The sequence below is a fragment of the Psychromarinibacter halotolerans genome (assembly GCF_029168315.1).
Lineage (GTDB): Bacteria > Pseudomonadota > Alphaproteobacteria > Rhodobacterales > Rhodobacteraceae > Psychromarinibacter > Psychromarinibacter halotolerans.
In genome coordinates, this window is sequence record NZ_JARGYD010000009.1 from 141,624 (window position 1) to 156,749 (window position 15,126).

18 protein-coding genes and 1 tRNA gene are annotated in these 15,126 nt (G+C 66.8%); 7 read left to right on the forward strand and 12 right to left on the reverse strand.

Going from position 1 to position 15,126, the window contains the following annotated elements:
* Positions 1–61: 61 nt before the first annotated feature.
* Positions 62–190, forward strand: a complete 129-nt coding sequence (locus P1K30_RS19575; RefSeq protein WP_275634467.1) for a hypothetical protein — start codon at positions 62–64, stop codon at positions 188–190.
* On the opposite strand, the gene P1K30_RS19580 is transcribed toward P1K30_RS19575, so the two are convergent.
* Together P1K30_RS19580 and P1K30_RS19585 are read right to left on the reverse strand one after the other, a co-directional pair.
* Positions 181–993 carry a YdcF family protein gene (locus P1K30_RS19580; protein ID WP_275634468.1) on the reverse strand — a complete coding sequence of 271 codons (813 nt, stop codon included), beginning with the start codon at positions 991–993 and terminating at the stop codon, positions 181–183. The two genes, P1K30_RS19575 and P1K30_RS19580, sit on opposite strands and share 10 nt — an antisense overlap.
* A gap of 85 nt (positions 994–1,078) precedes the next feature.
* Positions 1,079–1,155: transfer RNA gene (locus P1K30_RS19585), tRNA-His, on the reverse strand.
* Positions 1,156–1,397: 242 nt separating this feature from the next.
* Between P1K30_RS19585 and P1K30_RS19590 the strand changes: the two genes are divergently transcribed.
* Positions 1,398–1,595 (forward strand): DUF6324 family protein, encoded by a 198-nt coding sequence (locus P1K30_RS19590; RefSeq protein ID WP_275634469.1) that lies wholly within the window; start codon positions 1,398–1,400, stop codon positions 1,593–1,595.
* A 4-nt stretch (positions 1,596–1,599) separates the two neighbouring features.
* On the opposite strand, the gene P1K30_RS19595 is transcribed toward P1K30_RS19590, so the two are convergent.
* The 3 genes from P1K30_RS19595 to P1K30_RS19605 all read right to left on the reverse strand — a co-directional run bounded on the left by P1K30_RS19595 (position 1,600) and on the right by P1K30_RS19605 (position 3,156).
* A complete protein-coding gene (locus P1K30_RS19595) occupies positions 1,600–2,097 on the reverse strand; it encodes an MmcB family DNA repair protein (RefSeq protein ID WP_379561484.1) in 498 nt (165 codons plus the stop codon).
* A 267-nt stretch (positions 2,098–2,364) separates the two neighbouring features.
* A complete protein-coding gene (locus P1K30_RS19600) occupies positions 2,365–2,736 on the reverse strand; it encodes a VOC family protein (protein ID WP_275634470.1) in 372 nt (123 codons plus the stop codon).
* Positions 2,737–2,844: 108 nt separating this feature from the next.
* Positions 2,845–3,156, reverse strand: a complete 312-nt coding sequence (locus tag P1K30_RS19605) for a hypothetical protein (RefSeq protein ID WP_275634471.1) — start codon at positions 3,154–3,156, stop codon at positions 2,845–2,847.
* Between the two features lie 194 nt (positions 3,157–3,350).
* On the opposite strand from P1K30_RS19605, the gene P1K30_RS19610 reads away from it, so the two are divergent.
* A complete protein-coding gene (locus P1K30_RS19610) occupies positions 3,351–4,712 on the forward strand; it encodes a hypothetical protein (RefSeq protein WP_275634472.1) in 1,362 nt (453 codons plus the stop codon).
* Positions 4,712–5,485: a COG3904 family protein gene (locus P1K30_RS19615; RefSeq protein WP_275634473.1), complete on the forward strand. Its 774-nt coding sequence runs from the start codon at positions 4,712–4,714 to the stop codon at positions 5,483–5,485. The genes P1K30_RS19610 and P1K30_RS19615 overlap by 1 nt, the downstream gene beginning before the upstream one ends.
* Positions 5,486–5,518: 33 nt before the next feature.
* Here the strand turns inward: P1K30_RS19615 and P1K30_RS19620 are convergent, their stop codons facing one another.
* The 7 genes from P1K30_RS19620 to P1K30_RS19650 all read right to left on the reverse strand — a co-directional run bounded on the left by P1K30_RS19620 (position 5,519) and on the right by P1K30_RS19650 (position 10,290).
* Positions 5,519–6,091 (reverse strand): HdeD family acid-resistance protein, encoded by a 573-nt coding sequence (locus P1K30_RS19620; protein ID WP_275634474.1) that lies wholly within the window; start codon positions 6,089–6,091, stop codon positions 5,519–5,521.
* Positions 6,092–6,336: 245 nt separating this feature from the next.
* Complete coding sequence (gene nusB / locus P1K30_RS19625) at positions 6,337–6,801, reverse strand: transcription antitermination factor NusB (protein ID WP_275634475.1); 465 nt, start codon at positions 6,799–6,801, stop codon at positions 6,337–6,339.
* Positions 6,798–7,349 (reverse strand): 6,7-dimethyl-8-ribityllumazine synthase, encoded by a 552-nt coding sequence (locus P1K30_RS19630; protein ID WP_275634476.1) that lies wholly within the window; start codon positions 7,347–7,349, stop codon positions 6,798–6,800. The genes nusB and P1K30_RS19630 overlap by 4 nt, the downstream gene beginning before the upstream one ends.
* 1 nt (position 7,350) lies before the next feature.
* Complete coding sequence (gene ribB / locus P1K30_RS19635) at positions 7,351–8,475, reverse strand: 3,4-dihydroxy-2-butanone-4-phosphate synthase (RefSeq protein WP_275634477.1); 1,125 nt, start codon at positions 8,473–8,475, stop codon at positions 7,351–7,353.
* 212 nt (positions 8,476–8,687) lie between these two features.
* Positions 8,688–9,260, reverse strand: coding sequence for a hypothetical protein (locus P1K30_RS19640; RefSeq protein ID WP_275634478.1), 573 nt, complete (start codon positions 9,258–9,260; stop codon positions 8,688–8,690).
* Entirely contained in the window at positions 9,257–9,697 is a 441-nt protein-coding gene (locus P1K30_RS19645; protein WP_275634479.1) for an HIT family protein, read from the reverse strand. Before P1K30_RS19645 ends, P1K30_RS19640 begins: the two co-directional genes overlap by 4 nt.
* Positions 9,688–10,290, reverse strand: a complete 603-nt coding sequence (locus P1K30_RS19650) for a riboflavin synthase (protein ID WP_275634480.1) — start codon at positions 10,288–10,290, stop codon at positions 9,688–9,690. Before P1K30_RS19650 ends, P1K30_RS19645 begins: the two co-directional genes overlap by 10 nt.
* A gap of 177 nt (positions 10,291–10,467) precedes the next feature.
* Between P1K30_RS19650 and P1K30_RS19655 the strand changes: the two genes are divergently transcribed.
* From P1K30_RS19655 to P1K30_RS19665, 3 genes are all read left to right on the forward strand, one after another.
* Positions 10,468–11,754: a capsule biosynthesis protein gene (locus P1K30_RS19655; protein ID WP_275634481.1), complete on the forward strand. Its 1,287-nt coding sequence runs from the start codon at positions 10,468–10,470 to the stop codon at positions 11,752–11,754.
* 95 nt (positions 11,755–11,849) lie between these two features.
* Positions 11,850–13,001, forward strand: a complete 1,152-nt coding sequence (locus tag P1K30_RS19660) for a polysaccharide biosynthesis/export family protein (RefSeq protein ID WP_275634482.1) — start codon at positions 11,850–11,852, stop codon at positions 12,999–13,001.
* Positions 13,002–13,014: 13 nt separating this feature from the next.
* A complete protein-coding gene (locus P1K30_RS19665) occupies positions 13,015–15,108 on the forward strand; it encodes a capsular polysaccharide biosynthesis protein (protein WP_275634483.1) in 2,094 nt (697 codons plus the stop codon).
* Positions 15,109–15,126: the final 18 nt, after the last annotated feature.

A 15,126-nucleotide genomic window follows, 5' to 3' on the forward strand; every position in this document is an offset into this window, starting at 1 on the left:
CAAAACTCCAACAGTAATCGTCTAGAGGACCTGTAAAACAAGACCGACCGGGGACAGTGACATGACCGAGATCGACCCAATCCGCTTCGTGCTGCAGTCCTGTTTCGGGACCGCCGAACGAAGCATGGCGCATCGCCTGCTGGCATGGTGGCGCGGCGAAGGCGACCTAGGCGATCTGCTTCACCGCTGAGCGAGACAGCCCGCCGCCTGTGCCGGTGGCACTCCCCGGCCCGTCGCGCGATAAGCGATGCGGCCCACCCATTCTTTCGCGCCGATATTCAGATCGTTCAGGTTCGTCGCCAGATCCCAACCCGGCGACCGTGCCGCCCCACGGGTGCGGAAATCGACGGGCCACGGCACAAGGCCGGTCCAACCGGCGGCGCAGAAACTTTCGACCGCCCGAGGCATGTGGAACGCACTGGTGACAAGAAGCCATGTCCCCTGCGCCTCGTCCCCTAGCAATTCCAAGGCGTTGGCCGCGTTCTCGGCCGTGTTCCGGGACCGCCCCTCCAGCCGCAGCCGCGCGGGGTCGATCCCGGCAGAGGTAAAGATCGCCCGCGCCAGATCCGCCTCGACCACCGGCCCGGCCAGATAGGCGCTGCCCCCCGCGAACCCAAGGATCGCATCCGGAAACCGGTGCGCCAACGTCAGCCCGGCCAGGTATCGTTCGCCGGCCTCGTTAAGGTTGGGCTGATCCCAATGGGCCGACACGTCATCGACCTCGGCCCCGCCCAGCACAAGGATACCGGCGATGTCGCTTACCTCGGGCTGGGGCGGATAGGCGGTTTCCAGCGGGCGCAGCAACGGGCCGCCCAGCGGCAGCACCGCCAGCAGAACCAGAAGCCCCGCCCCGGCACCGGCCAGCCGCATCCCCCACCGCCGCTGCCCCCGCGCCAGCAGGAATAGCCCCGCCACCAGCAGCAGCAGGATCACCGTGTCGGGCCGCATGACGAACCACACGATCTTCGCGACGATGTAGAAAAGCGTATCCAAGCCCTGCTCCGGTCTGATCCGGGCGCACAGGGCCGCATCCACAAGGGAACGTCAACATGTGGCGAAGGTCAGCCTGTGGGGAAGATGGTACCGCCTCCCTGGCTTGAACAGGGGACCTCTGGATCCACAATCCAGCGCTCTAACCAACTGAGCTAAGGCGGCACTGGCGGGCGAAGTATCGCCAAGAGCGCGCAAATGCAAGACCCTTCTGGCCGGGAAATCGCATGTCTCTCGCCAAGCTGCCAAAGGCGGGCCGGGACGTTACGGCAATTTCCGCGCACGCCGCGCCGGTGTGCGACGGTGTTCGACGTGGGGGCGTGCTTGGGGCCTGCGTGGGCCAAGACCCTTGCGACGCGACGCGCCTTGCGGTACCGCCGCGTCCATCCCACGCAAGGAACACGGATATGAGCATCAACAGCGAAAGCGACATCGAGGCCAACCTGCAGATCGGCCCGACCTCGGAAGGCATGGTGCGGATCTACGTCGAGGGCAAGGGAATCGAAATCCCGATGGATTTCGACCCCGAAGAGGCCGAGGAAATCGCGGAAGAGATCCGCGCCGCCGCCGCCCGCGCCCGCGCGGCAAACAAGAAGCGGAAGTAACCCGCTACCACGCCGCGAGGTTCAGGTCCGGATCGCGCGCCGCGTGCCAGCGCAGCGCCGCGTGACGGGCGAACTTTTGCAGCATCACTTTCCGCCGGGCGCCGGGAAGCTTGTCTTCCGGCGCCATGCGCAGGATCTCGGCGTCATAGGCGTCCGCGATGATCAGCCCGGTTTCGTCCGGCAGAAGCTCTGTCGGGAAATCGGCATCGACCGCCCAGAAGAACCGGTCGCACCATTCCAGATAGCCCTGCCACTTGTGATCCGACTGGTAATCGGCGCGGCTGGACTTGCATTCGATGATCCAGACCTCGCCCTTGGGACCCAGCGCCATGACGTCCACGCGCAGACCCGGCGTCGGCGTCAGTTCTTCCACCGTTACGAAATCGTGGCTTAACAGGTGACGGCACACGCCGCGCGCCAGCAACTGACCCGGCATCTTGCGGGACAGGTCCTGCGGGGCGGGCACGGGATCAGAAGACGTATCGGGGGAAGTATCGGGCATGGCGGAATGATGAACATTACGTGAACAAAAGGCAAGCCCCGAGGGAAAGCGCAGGTCCCCCTTGCCGGGCGCCGCATGCGGGCCTATGTCGGGGATTGGCGGGCACTGCCCTTCCTGTGCCGAGAAATATTCCGGTGGCCTTAAGCAATTCCGAGGGAGCTGGCTCTACCAGGACCGTGGTCTTGGCACCTGGCGCCCACCTGTATATACAGGTCCTCGGGAATAGAAAACTCCACGTTTGCGGTGGTCCCGCCACTTCCGCGCATCTCAGACGCCCCGATCCCGCGCCGCCCGGCCCGAGATCTGGATGGCGTTCCCGGCCGGATCCTTGAGGTTCGCAAAGCCATAACCATCCGCCCGATGCACTGGCCCCACATCCAGCCCCGCCGCGATCAGCGCCGCGCGGGCTGTGTCCACATCGTCGGCATCGAACACCAGCTTGACCTGCACCTGCCCCTGTTTCTGCCCCCTACCGGCCGGATGCAGCAGCAGGATCACGCCCTCGCCCTTGGGGCGCAGCTCTGTCAGACGATCATCGCTGTCCGGTTCGCGGGACAGGACGTAGCCGAAATGCGTCGTGTAAAACGCCACCATGCGGTCGATGTCCCGCGCGTACAGGATCACCCGCGTCACGCCCATGTCACGCCCCGATGGTCCGCCGCGGCAGGGTCAGCCATTCGGGCGGCCGGGCACAGGGGCGCGGATCGCCCCGCGCGTTTCCGGCGGGGACGGTCCGGTGCACCGCGCTCAGCGACGCCGACGCGGATCGTCGTCGGTGCGGACCGGGATCAGAAGGTCCGCGTGCTGCGGCGCACGCGTGCCGCCGGAATTGTCGTCCTTTTCGGCCAGCCGCATGATCGAAATGCCGAACTGCACGCCGGAAAACACGATGCCGTGGAACATCACCAGTAGGAACACGGCCAGCACGCCCACGTCGGAGTGGGTGACCAGATGCCAAAGGTTCGCGACGTTGAACCACAGCAACGCGGCCACGAAAGCGGCGGCGATGGCAAAGCCGATCAGCGTATGGCGGATATAGAATCGAACGAGTTGCGGCATGAAACCCTCCAAACTCTCTCGTATCTTTCCTATCTAACCTGAGCTTTGTTACCGTGCCGTCAAGACGAGATCGCGCGCCGGGCGCAATTTGCCGCGCCCACGCAGCTGTGACTGGTGCATGACGCGCCGATCGCCCTTTATGGTGGCTCGACTTTACCGGGCCACGTCTATGTTGACCCGCAGGGGGACCCGCAATGACCGATCAGAAGCCGCTTAGCCCGTCCGAGGCGCATGGCCTGCGATACGCGCAGGAACTGGAAGGCCATCTGGGCTGGCTGGACAGCTTCACCTCTGCCGCGCTGGCGGTGCTGGCGGTGGCGTCGGGGATCTACACCTATCTGGGCGTCTCGTCGCTGCTGGACGACAGCGGCGCGCTGTCCTTCTTCGCGGCGATGTCCTATTCGGTGGCGGTGTCGGTCGGGATCTTCGTGTTCTGGTCCTACATGATGCGGCTGTTGCCTGCGGTGCGAACGGCGGCGGCGCGCACCGGGCTGTTCGTGTCGATGGGCCTTGGCTGCTGCGCCATCGTCGCGATGTCGTCATGGCTGAACGCGGCGGCGCTGGCGGGCGCGGCGGCGGTGGAACAGCACCTTGCCAACACCGTCCAGCAATACCAGACGTCGCTGGAACGCGCCCATTCCGTCGCCGTGTCCGCGCAGGGGCTGGAACGCGACGTGGCGCGGGTGCGCCAAAGCTTTCAGGACCTGTCGGAACAAGAAGCCTCTGGCCAGTTGTCGGGTCTGGCCGGGCGCGGCGCGGTGTTCCGCGTGCTGCGGCAGAAGTCCGAGGAACTGGCCGCCCTTGAACAGCAAATTCAGGCGCAGGCCCCGCTGGTCGAGCAGGCATTCGCCGAGGGCAACGCGATCCTCAGCCGGATGCGCGCCCTGACCGTGGAACCCGGCCCGGTGGAACAGCGGTCGGTGTCCTTCTCGGAAGAGGCCGTGCGCCTTGCCGGGGTGATCACCACGCTGCGCCAACTGTCCGTCGCGCCGCTGGTGGTGCGGTCCGCCGACGACCTTGCCGCATCCGTGGTGCTGCCAGAGGTGGAAGAGATCCGCGACGAACAGTCGACCACCATCGCGTCGGTCCTGAACGTGCTGTCGCAGCGGGCCGAGACGCTGAAGATGGCGGCCGAGGCTGTGCTGGCCATGCCGGCCCCCGCCGACATCACCTATACCCCCGTCTCGACCGCCGACGCGGTGATCCTGTACGCTGGCAACTTCGTTCCTTCGTGGGCTGGCGCGATCTCGATCGACCTGCTGCCCGCCGTTCTGGTGTTCATCCTGATGGTCACGCAGGCGGCGATCCGGCAGGGACGCGGCCGCGCCGGGGTCGAAGACACGCTGACGCTGGCCGAATTCCGCGCCGCGCTGGGGGCCGTGCGAGAGGTCGAACTGGCGCTGGACCGCACCAACCGGGCCGAAAGCGCGGCACCCGCCGCTGCGGTCGCGCGCGCCGAGGCCCCGCGCCCTGACGCGCCGTTGCCCGAACCCTCCGCCCCAGACGCTGCGCCCGATCCGAAGGTTCAAAGGTTCAAGGCGGCGGGCGACGAGTGATGCGGGGCCCCCGGCTGACCACCGCCCGCGCGATCCGCGCGCTGCTGGCGTTCCAGATTGGCATCGGCGTGGTGCTGTTCGGGCAGGACATCGCGCGCACCCTGCCCCAGCTTGGATTCACCCCCCGCAGCCCCGGCATGGACGAACCGATCCGCCCCGGCGACCAGACGCGCCGGTTCCAACCGGACCGACTGCCGCTGCGGCGTCCGTCGCCCGGCACCGACATGCCGGACACCAGCGACATGCCCAACCGGCTGCAATTCACCGAGGCGGCGGACGACCCGACGGTGCTGGACGTGACCGGCGCCATCGCCGAGGGCGACTTTGTCCGGTTCGAGGATTTCCTTGAAACCACAAGCCTTTCGCCGGACACGATCCGCCTGAACAGCCCCGGCGGATCGGTGATCGACGCGCTGGCCATCGGCCGTGCGATCCGCGACGCCGGGTTCGACACGACCGTGGGCGAAGATGGCATTTGCCTGTCCGCCTGCCCTTATCTGCTGGCCGCCGGTGTCGAACGCAGCGCCGCCGAAACCGCGCAGGTCGGCGTCCATCAGCACTATTTCGACGAAAGCACCGTGCTGCCCGCCTTTCTTGCGGTCGAGGACATCCAGCGCGGTCAGGGCGAGGTTCTGGCCTATCTCATCGACATGGGGATCGACCCGGCGTTGATGCAGCACGCGCTGGTCACGCCGCCGCAAGAGATCTACATCCTGCTGCGCGAAGAGCTGGAAGATTACGCGATGGTCACGGACGTCCAAGATACCGGCTGACCCGGCGGACGCGCCGCCGGGGTCGTTCGCCGCTTAGACCGAGCGCGACAGCATCAGCAGCGAAATGCCCGAACTGACGAAGTGGATGCCCAGCATCAGGCCCAGCGCCCATTCGGCGGTGCTTGGCAGGCCGAACATCAGCAGGATGCCCAGCACCAGCGACAGCGCGCCCGACAGCACCAGAAAGCCCCAGCCGCGCGTCTGGCGGTTCTGCAGGCCGATCAAGACCTCGAACACGCCCTGCGCCGCGAAGGTCAGACCCAGAAGCAGGGTCAGCGCGACAAGCCCGGTCATCGGGAAGAAGGCAAGATAGACGCCGACCGCAAGCGACAGGACCGCGATCAGCGCATTCCAGATCGTCGAGCCCCATGACCGGGTCTGGAAGGCCGCCCACAGGTTGATGCCGCCCGCGACCAGCATGATCCACCCGACCATCACCTTGGCGGCGATGCTGGCGACCAGCGGGAACAGCAGGGCGACGACGCCCGCGATCAAAAGCGCCGCGCCAAGGAAGGTGAACCACCCCTTGTGCGCGCGGATCGCTTCCAGAAGTTCTTCGGGGGGCTGCCCCGGCTGGTGGCCGGGATCGTTGAGCGGGTCGGACATGACAATGCTCCTATCAAGCCGCGCGGCGGACCGGCGAACCCGCGACCGCCGACGTTAAGTATCTTTAACATAAATTTGTGTCGGGGGCGCCCCGCAGCAAGGGGCACGCGCCACGAAGTCGCGATTTGCGCGCGCTTCGGGCATGACGCCCGCCGGCGCGGTCCTGCCGCAGAATGTTGGATGGGGACAAGAAATGCAGGCAATCGCCGACAAAAGCGCCGGCAATTGCAAGGTTCGTGAAAGCCTTAGAAGGCTTCGGGCTTCGCCTCGCGGGCCATGTGGTCAAGCACGGCGTTGACGAAACGCGACTCTTTGCCTTCCGGGAAGAACGCTTTCGCCACGTCGACATATTCCACGATAACCACCTTCGGCGGCGTGTCGGACTGGACCAGTTCGGCCCCGGCGGCGCGGAACAGCGCGCGCAGGGTCGGGTCGATGCGGGCGATCGGCCATTTCGCGACCAGCGCGCGGTCGGTCATCTGGTCGATCTTCGCCTGATAGTTCACCGCGTGGTCCAGAACCTTGCGGAAGTGGTCGACGTCGCCCTCGACCATCTCGTCGCCGTCCAGCTCTGCGCCGAACCGGAAATCCTCGAACTCGGCGCGCACCGCCTCGACCGTCTGGCCCGAGGCTTCCATCTGGAACAGCGCCTGCACCGCGTACAGCCGCGAGGCGGACCGCATCTGTTTCTTGTCAGGAGCCTTGGTCATGCCGTTGCCGGTCCTTCCGCGTCGCCCGCCATCAGCGTGTCCTCGCCCGAGGGCTTGAAGCCGAAGCCGCCCTTCGGCTTGCCCCAGCGGCGTTGCAGCGCCAGCAGGTGGAGCGCGGCGGCGGCGGCACCGCCGCCCTTGTTCTGGCCCGCGGCCTCGGCCCGGACAACCGCCTGTTCGCGGTTCTCGACGGTCAGGATTCCGTTGCCGACGCAGCAGCCCTGCAGCCCCAACAGCGTCAGCCCGCGCGAGCTGTCGTTGCACACGGTGTCGTAATGCGTCGTCTCGCCCCGGATCACGCAGCCCAGCGCGACATAGGCGTCGAAGTTCGACAGCCGGTGCGCGGTTGCGATGGCGCTGGGGATCTCAAGCGCGCCGGGCACCTCGACCAGTTCGACCTCGGCGCCCGCTTCGGCGGCCACGGCTTTCGCCCCGGCGATCTGCTGGTCGGCGATGTCCTTGTAATAAGGCGCGACGACGATCAGCAGTTTCACCGGCGCGTCGAAGGACGGCAGCGGCAGTTCATAGTGGGTTTCGGTTCCGGCCATGTCAGCTCTCCGGTATCGCGCGGGTGCCCTCGATGGACAGCCCGTAACCTTCCAGGCCCACCACCTTCGGCAGCGGGGAATTCGTCAGCAGTATCAGTCGCGTCAGGCCCAGTGCCGACAAGATCTGCGCGCCCAGCCCGTACTGCCGCAGGATCTGCGGGCTGACCTGCCCGTCCGTCACCAGCTTCATCGACGGGTCGCGCAGCATCACCACCAGACCGCGCCCGACGTTGGCGATCTCGCGCATCGCGTTGCGCAACTCGTCCGCCGGGTGCGGGCCAAGGCCCAGCGCGTCGTCCAGCGGGTTCAGCGCGTGCATCCGCACCAGAACCGGCTCGTCCGTGGTCAGGTCGCCCTTCGACAGCACGATATGCTCGGCGCCTTGGGTTTCGTCGGTGAACACGCGCATCAGCCACTCGCCGCCGAACGCGCTTGTCACGGGCTTCACGGCGCTTTCGTTCACAAGGTTGTCGTGGCGATGGCGATAGCCGATCAGGTCGGAAATCGTGCCGACCTTCAGCCCGTGCTTCTGCGCGAAGGCGATCAGCTCGGGCAGGCGCGCCATCGTGCCGTCCTCGTTCATGATCTCGCAGATCACGCCCGAGGGGTTCAGCCCCGCAAGGCGCGAAATATCAACCGCTGCTTCGGTATGGCCGGCACGCACCAGCACGCCACCCTCGCGGGCGCGCAGCGGGAATACATGGCCCGGCGTCGCGATGTCGGCGGCGCCGCGCGTGGGGTCGATGGCGACCGATACGGTGCGCGCGCGGTCGTGGGCCGAGATGCCGGTGGTCACGCCCTCGCGCGCCTCGATCGACACGGTGAACGCGGTCTCGTGGCGCGACGAGTTCTGCGACGCCATCAGCGGCAGACCCAGTGCGTCGATCCGTTCGGTCGGCAGCGCAAGACAGATCAGGCCACGCCCGTGGGTGGCCATGAAGTTGATCGCTTCCGGCGTCGCCATCTGGGCGGGGATCACAAGATCGCCCTCGTTCTCGCGGTCCTCGTGGTCGACGAGGATGAACATCCGGCCGTTCCGCGCGTCCTCGATGATCTCTTCGATGGAAGAGATCGCGTCGGACCAGTCGCGCTCCACGGGTCCGGCCGACTCGTATGCCTTGTTCATCGGTGTCCTCGGTACAGTCTGCGCGCGCCAATTAGACCAAGTTTCGCGCCCCCGCCACCCCCAGCGGCGGAACGAGACGTCGCGGGGATGAACAGCCGCTGTGCAGTGGAAGCATGGCTGCCGGTGGGCCGGGTTAACGCGCTGTCACTTGTCTGCCAATTATCGCCGGTCCAAAGCCTGTCTGGGCCGCAGAATAAAACGGATCGCGTAATTCAGCCTGCGGTCCCAAAGAACCGCTCTGCCGGGATGACCCCCGCAAGCCGCCCTGCGCCGCACCACTCTGTTTCCACCGATGTCGCCGAAACCAGCACCACCTCGTCCCGACGCGCGCCTTTGGCGGCCAGAAGCTCGGTCAGCCGTCTGGCCGTCGCGGACCAGCTTTCGGTGAAGGACGGCGCCTGCGACACCAGTTCGAACAGCCCGGGGTTCGCGCCCGCGACCGCCTCTGGCATCGCATAAACGGCCGCCAGCCGATCCGCCCTGCCCTGCAGGTCGTGCAGCCGCTGGCCGATCCCGTCCGGCACCGCCACCCGTCGCGACCGAAGATCCAGCGCGTTGCCAGAAAACAGGAACGCCACCACGTCATGCCCAGACGCCGCGCGGATCGAGGCATAGGTGCGATAGTCGATCCCCAGCGCCGCCGCGCGTTTCACCCGGCGGCGCACGATTTCCAGCGGCACCGTGTTCGGGATCAGCTCTGCCCTCGCCTTCGTCCAGACATGCTTGCGCCAGCGATAGCCAGCTTCCATCGTCGGCCCGCCGTTGTGTCCGATGCCTGCGGTCATGCGCCCGTCTCCAGCCCGTGTTTCAATTCCGCCACCACAGCCGCGGCCTCGTCCGGTGTCAGCGCCGGCAATTCGGTGAAGGTTACCGTGTCTTCGGCGATGTACCGGCGCGAGGTCAGATCGTCCTTCTCGTGCAATGGCACGACATGCGCATGAGCATGCGCGATGTCTCCGCCGGTGAACGCGAAGCCGACCCGCTTGACCCGATAAGCCGGTTTCATCGCCCGCGCCAGCCGCTGGCCCAGCGCCAGTATCTGGGCGGACAGATCGGGGGGCAGATCCTCGAAATACGGATAATGCGCCCGCGGAATGATCTGCACATGCCCGCGCCGGATCGGCATGGTGTCCAGAAACGCGACGATCTCGTCATCCTCGAACACCACCGCCGCCGGAACCGACCCCGCCGCAATGCCACAGAACAGGCAGGTCATGCCCATTCTTGCAGGCGCGCGACATAGCGCGCGAGCGTGTCGATCTCTAGGTTCACGGCGTCGCCCGCAGACACCGCACCCCAAGTCGTAACCTCTTGCGTATGGGGGATAATATTCACACCAAAGTCGCGGCCATCTACCTCGTTCACCGTCAGCGACGTGCCGTTCAGCGCAACCGACCCCTTGGGCGCGACGAACCGCGCCAAAGCGTCCGGCGCGCGCAGGGTCACGCGGGTGCTGTCGCCTTCGGGCGTCACCGACAGCACCTCGGCCACGCCGTCGACATGGCCCGACACGATGTGCCCGCCCAGCTCGTCCCCCACCTTCAGCGCGCGTTCCAGATTGATCTGCCGCCCTTCGGCCCAGCCGGTCACGCCGATGCTGGTCTTCGACACCGTTTCGGCGCTGATTTCGACCTGAAACCAAGGCACCGGACCCCGCCCCAGCGCGATCACCGTCAGGCAGACCCCGTCGCAGGCGATCGAGGCGCCGATGTCGATGCCGTCCACGTCGTAGCCGGTCGCGATCCGCGCCCGCAGGTCGCCGCGCGGCTCGACCTCTAGCACCTTTCCGACGTCGGTGATGATCCCGGTAAACATGGCCGTTTTCCAATTCCCTGTCCGCGTGACCTTGCCGTCAAGCGCATCCAAGGGCAAGAGAAGGGCAGTGCCTTGTCGTGTTAACCTTATGGCAGCCCAAAGAATGCCAGATTGCCACGGCAGCACATCACCCGAACCGGCAGAACGCCGGCGCGCCGCACCAGACGGGAGACGACGATGATCTCCGGCAAGGACCGGACATTCCTGTTCCTGCAGGGGCCGCACGGTCCCTATTTCCACCGGCTGGGGCGGATGCTTCGGGCGGCGGGGGCGGATGTCTGGCGGGTCGGGTTCAACGCGGGCGACCAGTTCTTCTGGCGCGACCGTGCGTCCTACATCCCGTATCGTAGCGAACCACAGGACTGGCCCGAAACGTTCCGCGCCATCGTCGCCGACAAGGGCGTGACCGATATCGTGCTGTACGGCGACACCCGCCGCATCCACGCGCAGGCGGTCGAGGCGGCGAAAGACCTTGGCCTGACGATCCATGTGTTCGAGGAAGGCTATCTGCGCCCCTACTGGGTGACCTACGAACGCAATGGGTCGAACGGCAATTCCGCGCTGATGGACCTTGGCGTGCCCGAGATGCAGCAGATCCTGTCCCGCGCCGAACTCGACATCCCCGAGGCGCCGGCCCATTGGGGCGACATGCGCCACCATGTGTTCTACGGCGCGGCCTACCACGGGCTTCTGCTGCTGGCGAACCGCAGCTACCGCAATTTCGAAGCGCATCGCGATCTGACGGTGGGGCAGGAATTCCTGTTGTATCTCAAGCGCCTGCTGTTGATGCCGTGGCTTTGGGCCGACCGGGTTCAGGCGACGTGGCGGATCAAGTACGGCGGGTTCCCGTACCACCTGACCCTGCTGCAACTGGCGCATGACGCCAGCTTCCGCGACCACAGCCGCTTTGCGTCGATGACCGAGTTTCTGCAAACCGTGATCGAAGGCTTTGCCAAGGGCGCGCCGCCGCACCATCACATGGTGTTCAAGGCGCACCCCCTGGAAGACGGCCGCGCCCCGATCCGGCGCGATATCCGGCGGCTGGCGGCGGAACACGGGGTCGCCGACCGGGTCCATTATGTGCGGGGCGGCAAGCTGGCCGCGCTTCTGGATCACGCGCGCGGCGCCGTGACGGTGAATTCCACGGCGGCGCAGCAGGTGCTGTGGCGTGGCCTGCCGCTGCGCGTGTTCGGCAGCGCGGTGTTCGCCAAACCGGAATTCGTCTCGACCCAGTCGCTGCCCGAATTCTTCTCGCGCCCCACCCGGCCCGACAACCGCGCCTATCGCGATTACCGCCATTTCCTGCTGGAAACCTCGCAGGTTCCGGGCGGTTTCTATTCCTCGCGCGGGCGGCGTCAGTTGCTGCGGCAGGTGGTCGACATGATGCTGGTGGGCGAAGATCCCTATGACGCGCTGCGCAAGGGGACAGCGGCACCTCGGCAACAGTTGCGCGTGATCAAATAGCGCCCACGACCGTTTGCTGCTGGCGTTTTGGGCCTGTTTCCGATAGGTTACCTCAAAAAATTGAGGCAGATAAAACAGGTCGAGGAGACCGGGCAGTGAAAATCAAGGCATCGCGAGTCGCGCGAGCTGCCGCTCTTGTGGCGCTTGTGGGCTTTACCGCAAGCTGTGGCCTGCCCCGTTCGGGGCCGAACAAGCGCGAAATCTACGCCGGATCCGTCCAGAAAGAGGGCGATGCGTTCATCGTCAGCGTCAACGAGCGTGTGACGCGCGCCACCGCCGTGGTGCCCGCGCTTGGATTTTCCGACGCGTTCCTGAACGCCGGCATCGTCGGATCCGACACCATCCGCCCCGGCGACACGCTGGGGCTGACGATTTACGAGAACGTCGACGACGGCCTTCTGTCGGCGACCGGGCTGAACTCTTCCGTGCTGGAACAGGTGCAGGTCGACGGGTCGGGCTTTATCTTCGTGCCGTATGCCGGGCGCATCCGCGCCGCGGGCAACACGCCCGAGACCATCCGCCGCCTGATCACCGAGAAGCTGGCCGAACAGACGCCGGACCCGCAGGTCATGGTTCGCCGTCTTGCCGGTAACGGCGCCACGGTTTCGCTGACCGGCGCGATCACCGGACAGGGCGTCTACCCCATCGAGCGGCCCACCCGCACGCTGAGCGCGATGATCGCCGCTGCGGGCGGTGTCACCGTTGAACCCGAAGCCGCGAAGGTGAAGATCATTCGCGGCGGCCATACCGGAGAAATCTGGTTCGAGGATCTGTTCTTCGACCCGACGGCGGACGTCGCCCTGCGCGGCGGCGACCGGATTCTGGTCGAGGCCGACACCCGCACCTTCACCGCGCTTGGCGCGACCGGCCAGCAAAGCCAGGTCCGGTTCGAAACCCGCACGATCACCGCGATCGAGGCCATCGCCCAAGTCGGTGGCCTGCGCGCCGTGTCGGCGGACCCGACCGGCGTGTTCGTGCTGCGCAACGAGCCCGAGGAAATCGCCCGTCAGGTTCTGGGCCGCGGCGACCTGATCGGGGCGCAGCGCATGGTCTACGTGCTGGACCTGACCGAACCCAACGGCCTGTTCGAGGCGCGCGATTTCGTGATCCGCGACGGCGATACCGTCTATGTGACCGAAGCGCCGTTCGCCCAGTGGTCCAAGACCATCGGTGCCCTGACGGGGACGCTGTCCGCGGTCGGCGGCCTTGCCAACGCGGCGGACTCCGTCAGCACCATCGGCGAGTGATCTCGTGACCCACATGGCCGGAGATATGGCCGCCGGGGTGGAAACACCCCGGCGGCTTTACGTTTACAACGGCGGTTTCCTGACCCCGCGCAGGATCCGGCGCATCCTTCAGCTTGCGGGCTGGGACATCCGCGTCGGTGCGCCCGGTCCCGACGACTGGGTCGGCGTCTGGGGCAAAAGCCCCACCTCGCCCCGGGGCGAAACCGTGGCCGACCGCACCGGCGCGCCGGTGCTGCGGGTCGAGGATGCGTTCCTGCGGTCCTTGTATCCCGGTCGCGACGGCGAGCCGCCGCTGGGCCTTCTGTTGGACCGCACCGGCCTGCATTTCGACCGCGCGCAGCCGTCGGACCTTGAAACCCTGCTGGCCACCCATCCGCTGGACGACACCGCGCTTCTGGACCGGGCCCGCGCCTGCAGCGCATGGATCCGCGAGGCGCATCTGTCGAAATACAACGCCTTCGATCCTGCCGCGCCCGTCCCCACCGCGCCTTACGTGGTGGTGATCGACCAGACGCGCGGGGATGCCTCGATTGCCGGGTCTGGCGCGACAGAGGCGACCTTCCGCGAGATGCTGGTCTTCGCGCAAGAGGAACACCCCGGCGCGCAGATCGTGATCAAGTCGCATCCCGAAACCGCGGGCGGCCACCGCCCCGGCCATTTCGGACCCGAGGTCGAACGCCCCGGCATCACGCTGCTGACCGACCCGGTCAGCCCGTGGAAGCTGTTCGATGGCGCTCTTGGCGTCTACACGGTCAGTTCGGGTCTGGGGTTCGAGGCGATTTTCGCCGGGCACCGGCCCCGCGTGTTCGGCCAGCCGTTCTATGCTGGTTGGGGCCTGACGCAGGATGAATTCCCAATCGACCGCCGCCAGCGCCGCCTGACCCGCGCGCAGTTGTTCGCGGCGGCGATGATCCTTTACCCGACGTGGTACGACCCGTTTTCAGACAGCCTGTGCGAGCTGGAGGACGTGCTTGCCACGCTGGAAGCGAAGGCAAGGGCGTGGCGTGACGACCGGCATGGCTATGTCGCGTCGGGGATGCGCCTGTGGAAGCGCAAGCCGCTGCAAAAGGTGTTCGGCACCCAGCGCCGCCTGCGGTTCGAGGATGACCCCGCCCGAGCAGCAACGATCGCCGGGCGCGACGGTCGGCGGCTGATGGTCTGGGCCAGCCGCGAATATCCCGCCCATTCCGCGCCCCGCCCAAATCCTGGTCACAATCCTGGCCCCAATCCCGACGGCGCAACCGAAACGACCGAGGTCCTGCGGATCGAAGACGGCTTTCTGCGGTCGCGCGGGCTGGGCGCCGAGCTGGTGCCGCCGCTGTCGCTGGTCGCCGACGACCTTGGGATCTACTACGATCCGACGCGGCCCAGCCGCCTGGAAGACCTGATCGCCAAGGCGGCAGAGTTGCCCCCCGCGCGGCTGCTGCGCGCCGAACGGCTGGTGGCCCAGATCACCCGCGCGCGCCTGTCCAAGTACAACCTGCACCGCAACGGCGTCCCCGAGCTTCCCGCCGGTCATCGTATCCTTGTGCCCGGTCAGGTCGAGGATGACGCCTCGATCCTCAAGGGCGGCGGGCAGGTGCGGACCAATCGCGATCTGCTGGACCGCGCCCGCGCCGAGAACCCCGGCGCCGTGATCCTGTACAAGCCGCACCCCGACGTCGAGGCGGGCCTGCGCCCCGGTGCGCTGGACGCGGAAGCGACCGCTGCCGCCGATCTGGTGCTGGGTCCGTGCGATCCGGTCCGGCTTTTGGAGGAATGCGACGAGGTCTGGACCATGACCTCGTTGATGGGGTTCGAAGCGCTGCTGCGTGGCCTGCCCGTCACCTGTCTTGGGGCGCCGTTCTACGCCGGGTGGGGCCTGACCCGCGACCTTGGCCCGGTGCCGGACCGCCGACAGGCACGGCCCAGTTGCGCCGCGCTGGCCCATGCCACCCTGATCGCCTATCCGCGCTATTTCGATCCGGTCACCGGCGAACCCTGCCCCGCCGAGGTCGTCGCAGAGCGGCTGGAAACCGGCAACCTGCCGCGGCCGGGGCCCGTGAACCGGGGCGTCGCGAAATTGCAGGGCGCGCTTGCAAGCTATGCGTGGCTGTGGCGGCGCTGAAGCAGGCGACTAGTACGA

What these genes read in the sequence shown, in the direction of transcription:
- P1K30_RS19575 (WP_275634467.1), top strand. Translation starts at nt 62, where the DNA reads ATGACCGAGATCGACCCAATCCGCTTCGTGCTGCAGTCCTGTTTCGGG.
- P1K30_RS19590 (WP_275634469.1), top strand. Translation starts at nt 1,398, where the DNA reads ATGAGCATCAACAGCGAAAGCGACATCGAGGCCAACCTGCAGATCGGC.
- P1K30_RS19595 (WP_379561484.1), bottom strand. Translation starts at nt 2,097, where the DNA reads ATGCCCGATACTTCCCCCGATACGTCTTCTGATCCCGTGCCCGCCCCG.
- P1K30_RS19600 (WP_275634470.1), bottom strand. Translation starts at nt 2,736, where the DNA reads ATGGGCGTGACGCGGGTGATCCTGTACGCGCGGGACATCGACCGCATG.
- P1K30_RS19605 (WP_275634471.1), bottom strand. Translation starts at nt 3,156, where the DNA reads ATGCCGCAACTCGTTCGATTCTATATCCGCCATACGCTGATCGGCTTT.
- P1K30_RS19610 (WP_275634472.1), top strand. Translation starts at nt 3,351, where the DNA reads ATGACCGATCAGAAGCCGCTTAGCCCGTCCGAGGCGCATGGCCTGCGA.
- P1K30_RS19615 (WP_275634473.1), top strand. Translation starts at nt 4,712, where the DNA reads ATGCGGGGCCCCCGGCTGACCACCGCCCGCGCGATCCGCGCGCTGCTG.
- P1K30_RS19620 (WP_275634474.1), bottom strand. Translation starts at nt 6,091, where the DNA reads ATGTCCGACCCGCTCAACGATCCCGGCCACCAGCCGGGGCAGCCCCCC.
- nusB (WP_275634475.1), bottom strand. Translation starts at nt 6,801, where the DNA reads ATGACCAAGGCTCCTGACAAGAAACAGATGCGGTCCGCCTCGCGGCTG.
- P1K30_RS19630 (WP_275634476.1), bottom strand. Translation starts at nt 7,349, where the DNA reads ATGGCCGGAACCGAAACCCACTATGAACTGCCGCTGCCGTCCTTCGAC.
- ribB (WP_275634477.1), bottom strand. Translation starts at nt 8,475, where the DNA reads ATGAACAAGGCATACGAGTCGGCCGGACCCGTGGAGCGCGACTGGTCC.
- P1K30_RS19640 (WP_275634478.1), bottom strand. Translation starts at nt 9,260, where the DNA reads ATGACCGCAGGCATCGGACACAACGGCGGGCCGACGATGGAAGCTGGC.
- P1K30_RS19645 (WP_275634479.1), bottom strand. Translation starts at nt 9,697, where the DNA reads ATGGGCATGACCTGCCTGTTCTGTGGCATTGCGGCGGGGTCGGTTCCG.
- P1K30_RS19650 (WP_275634480.1), bottom strand. Translation starts at nt 10,290, where the DNA reads ATGTTTACCGGGATCATCACCGACGTCGGAAAGGTGCTAGAGGTCGAG.
- P1K30_RS19655 (WP_275634481.1), top strand. Translation starts at nt 10,468, where the DNA reads ATGATCTCCGGCAAGGACCGGACATTCCTGTTCCTGCAGGGGCCGCAC.
- P1K30_RS19665 (WP_275634483.1), top strand. Translation starts at nt 13,015, where the DNA reads ATGGCCGGAGATATGGCCGCCGGGGTGGAAACACCCCGGCGGCTTTAC.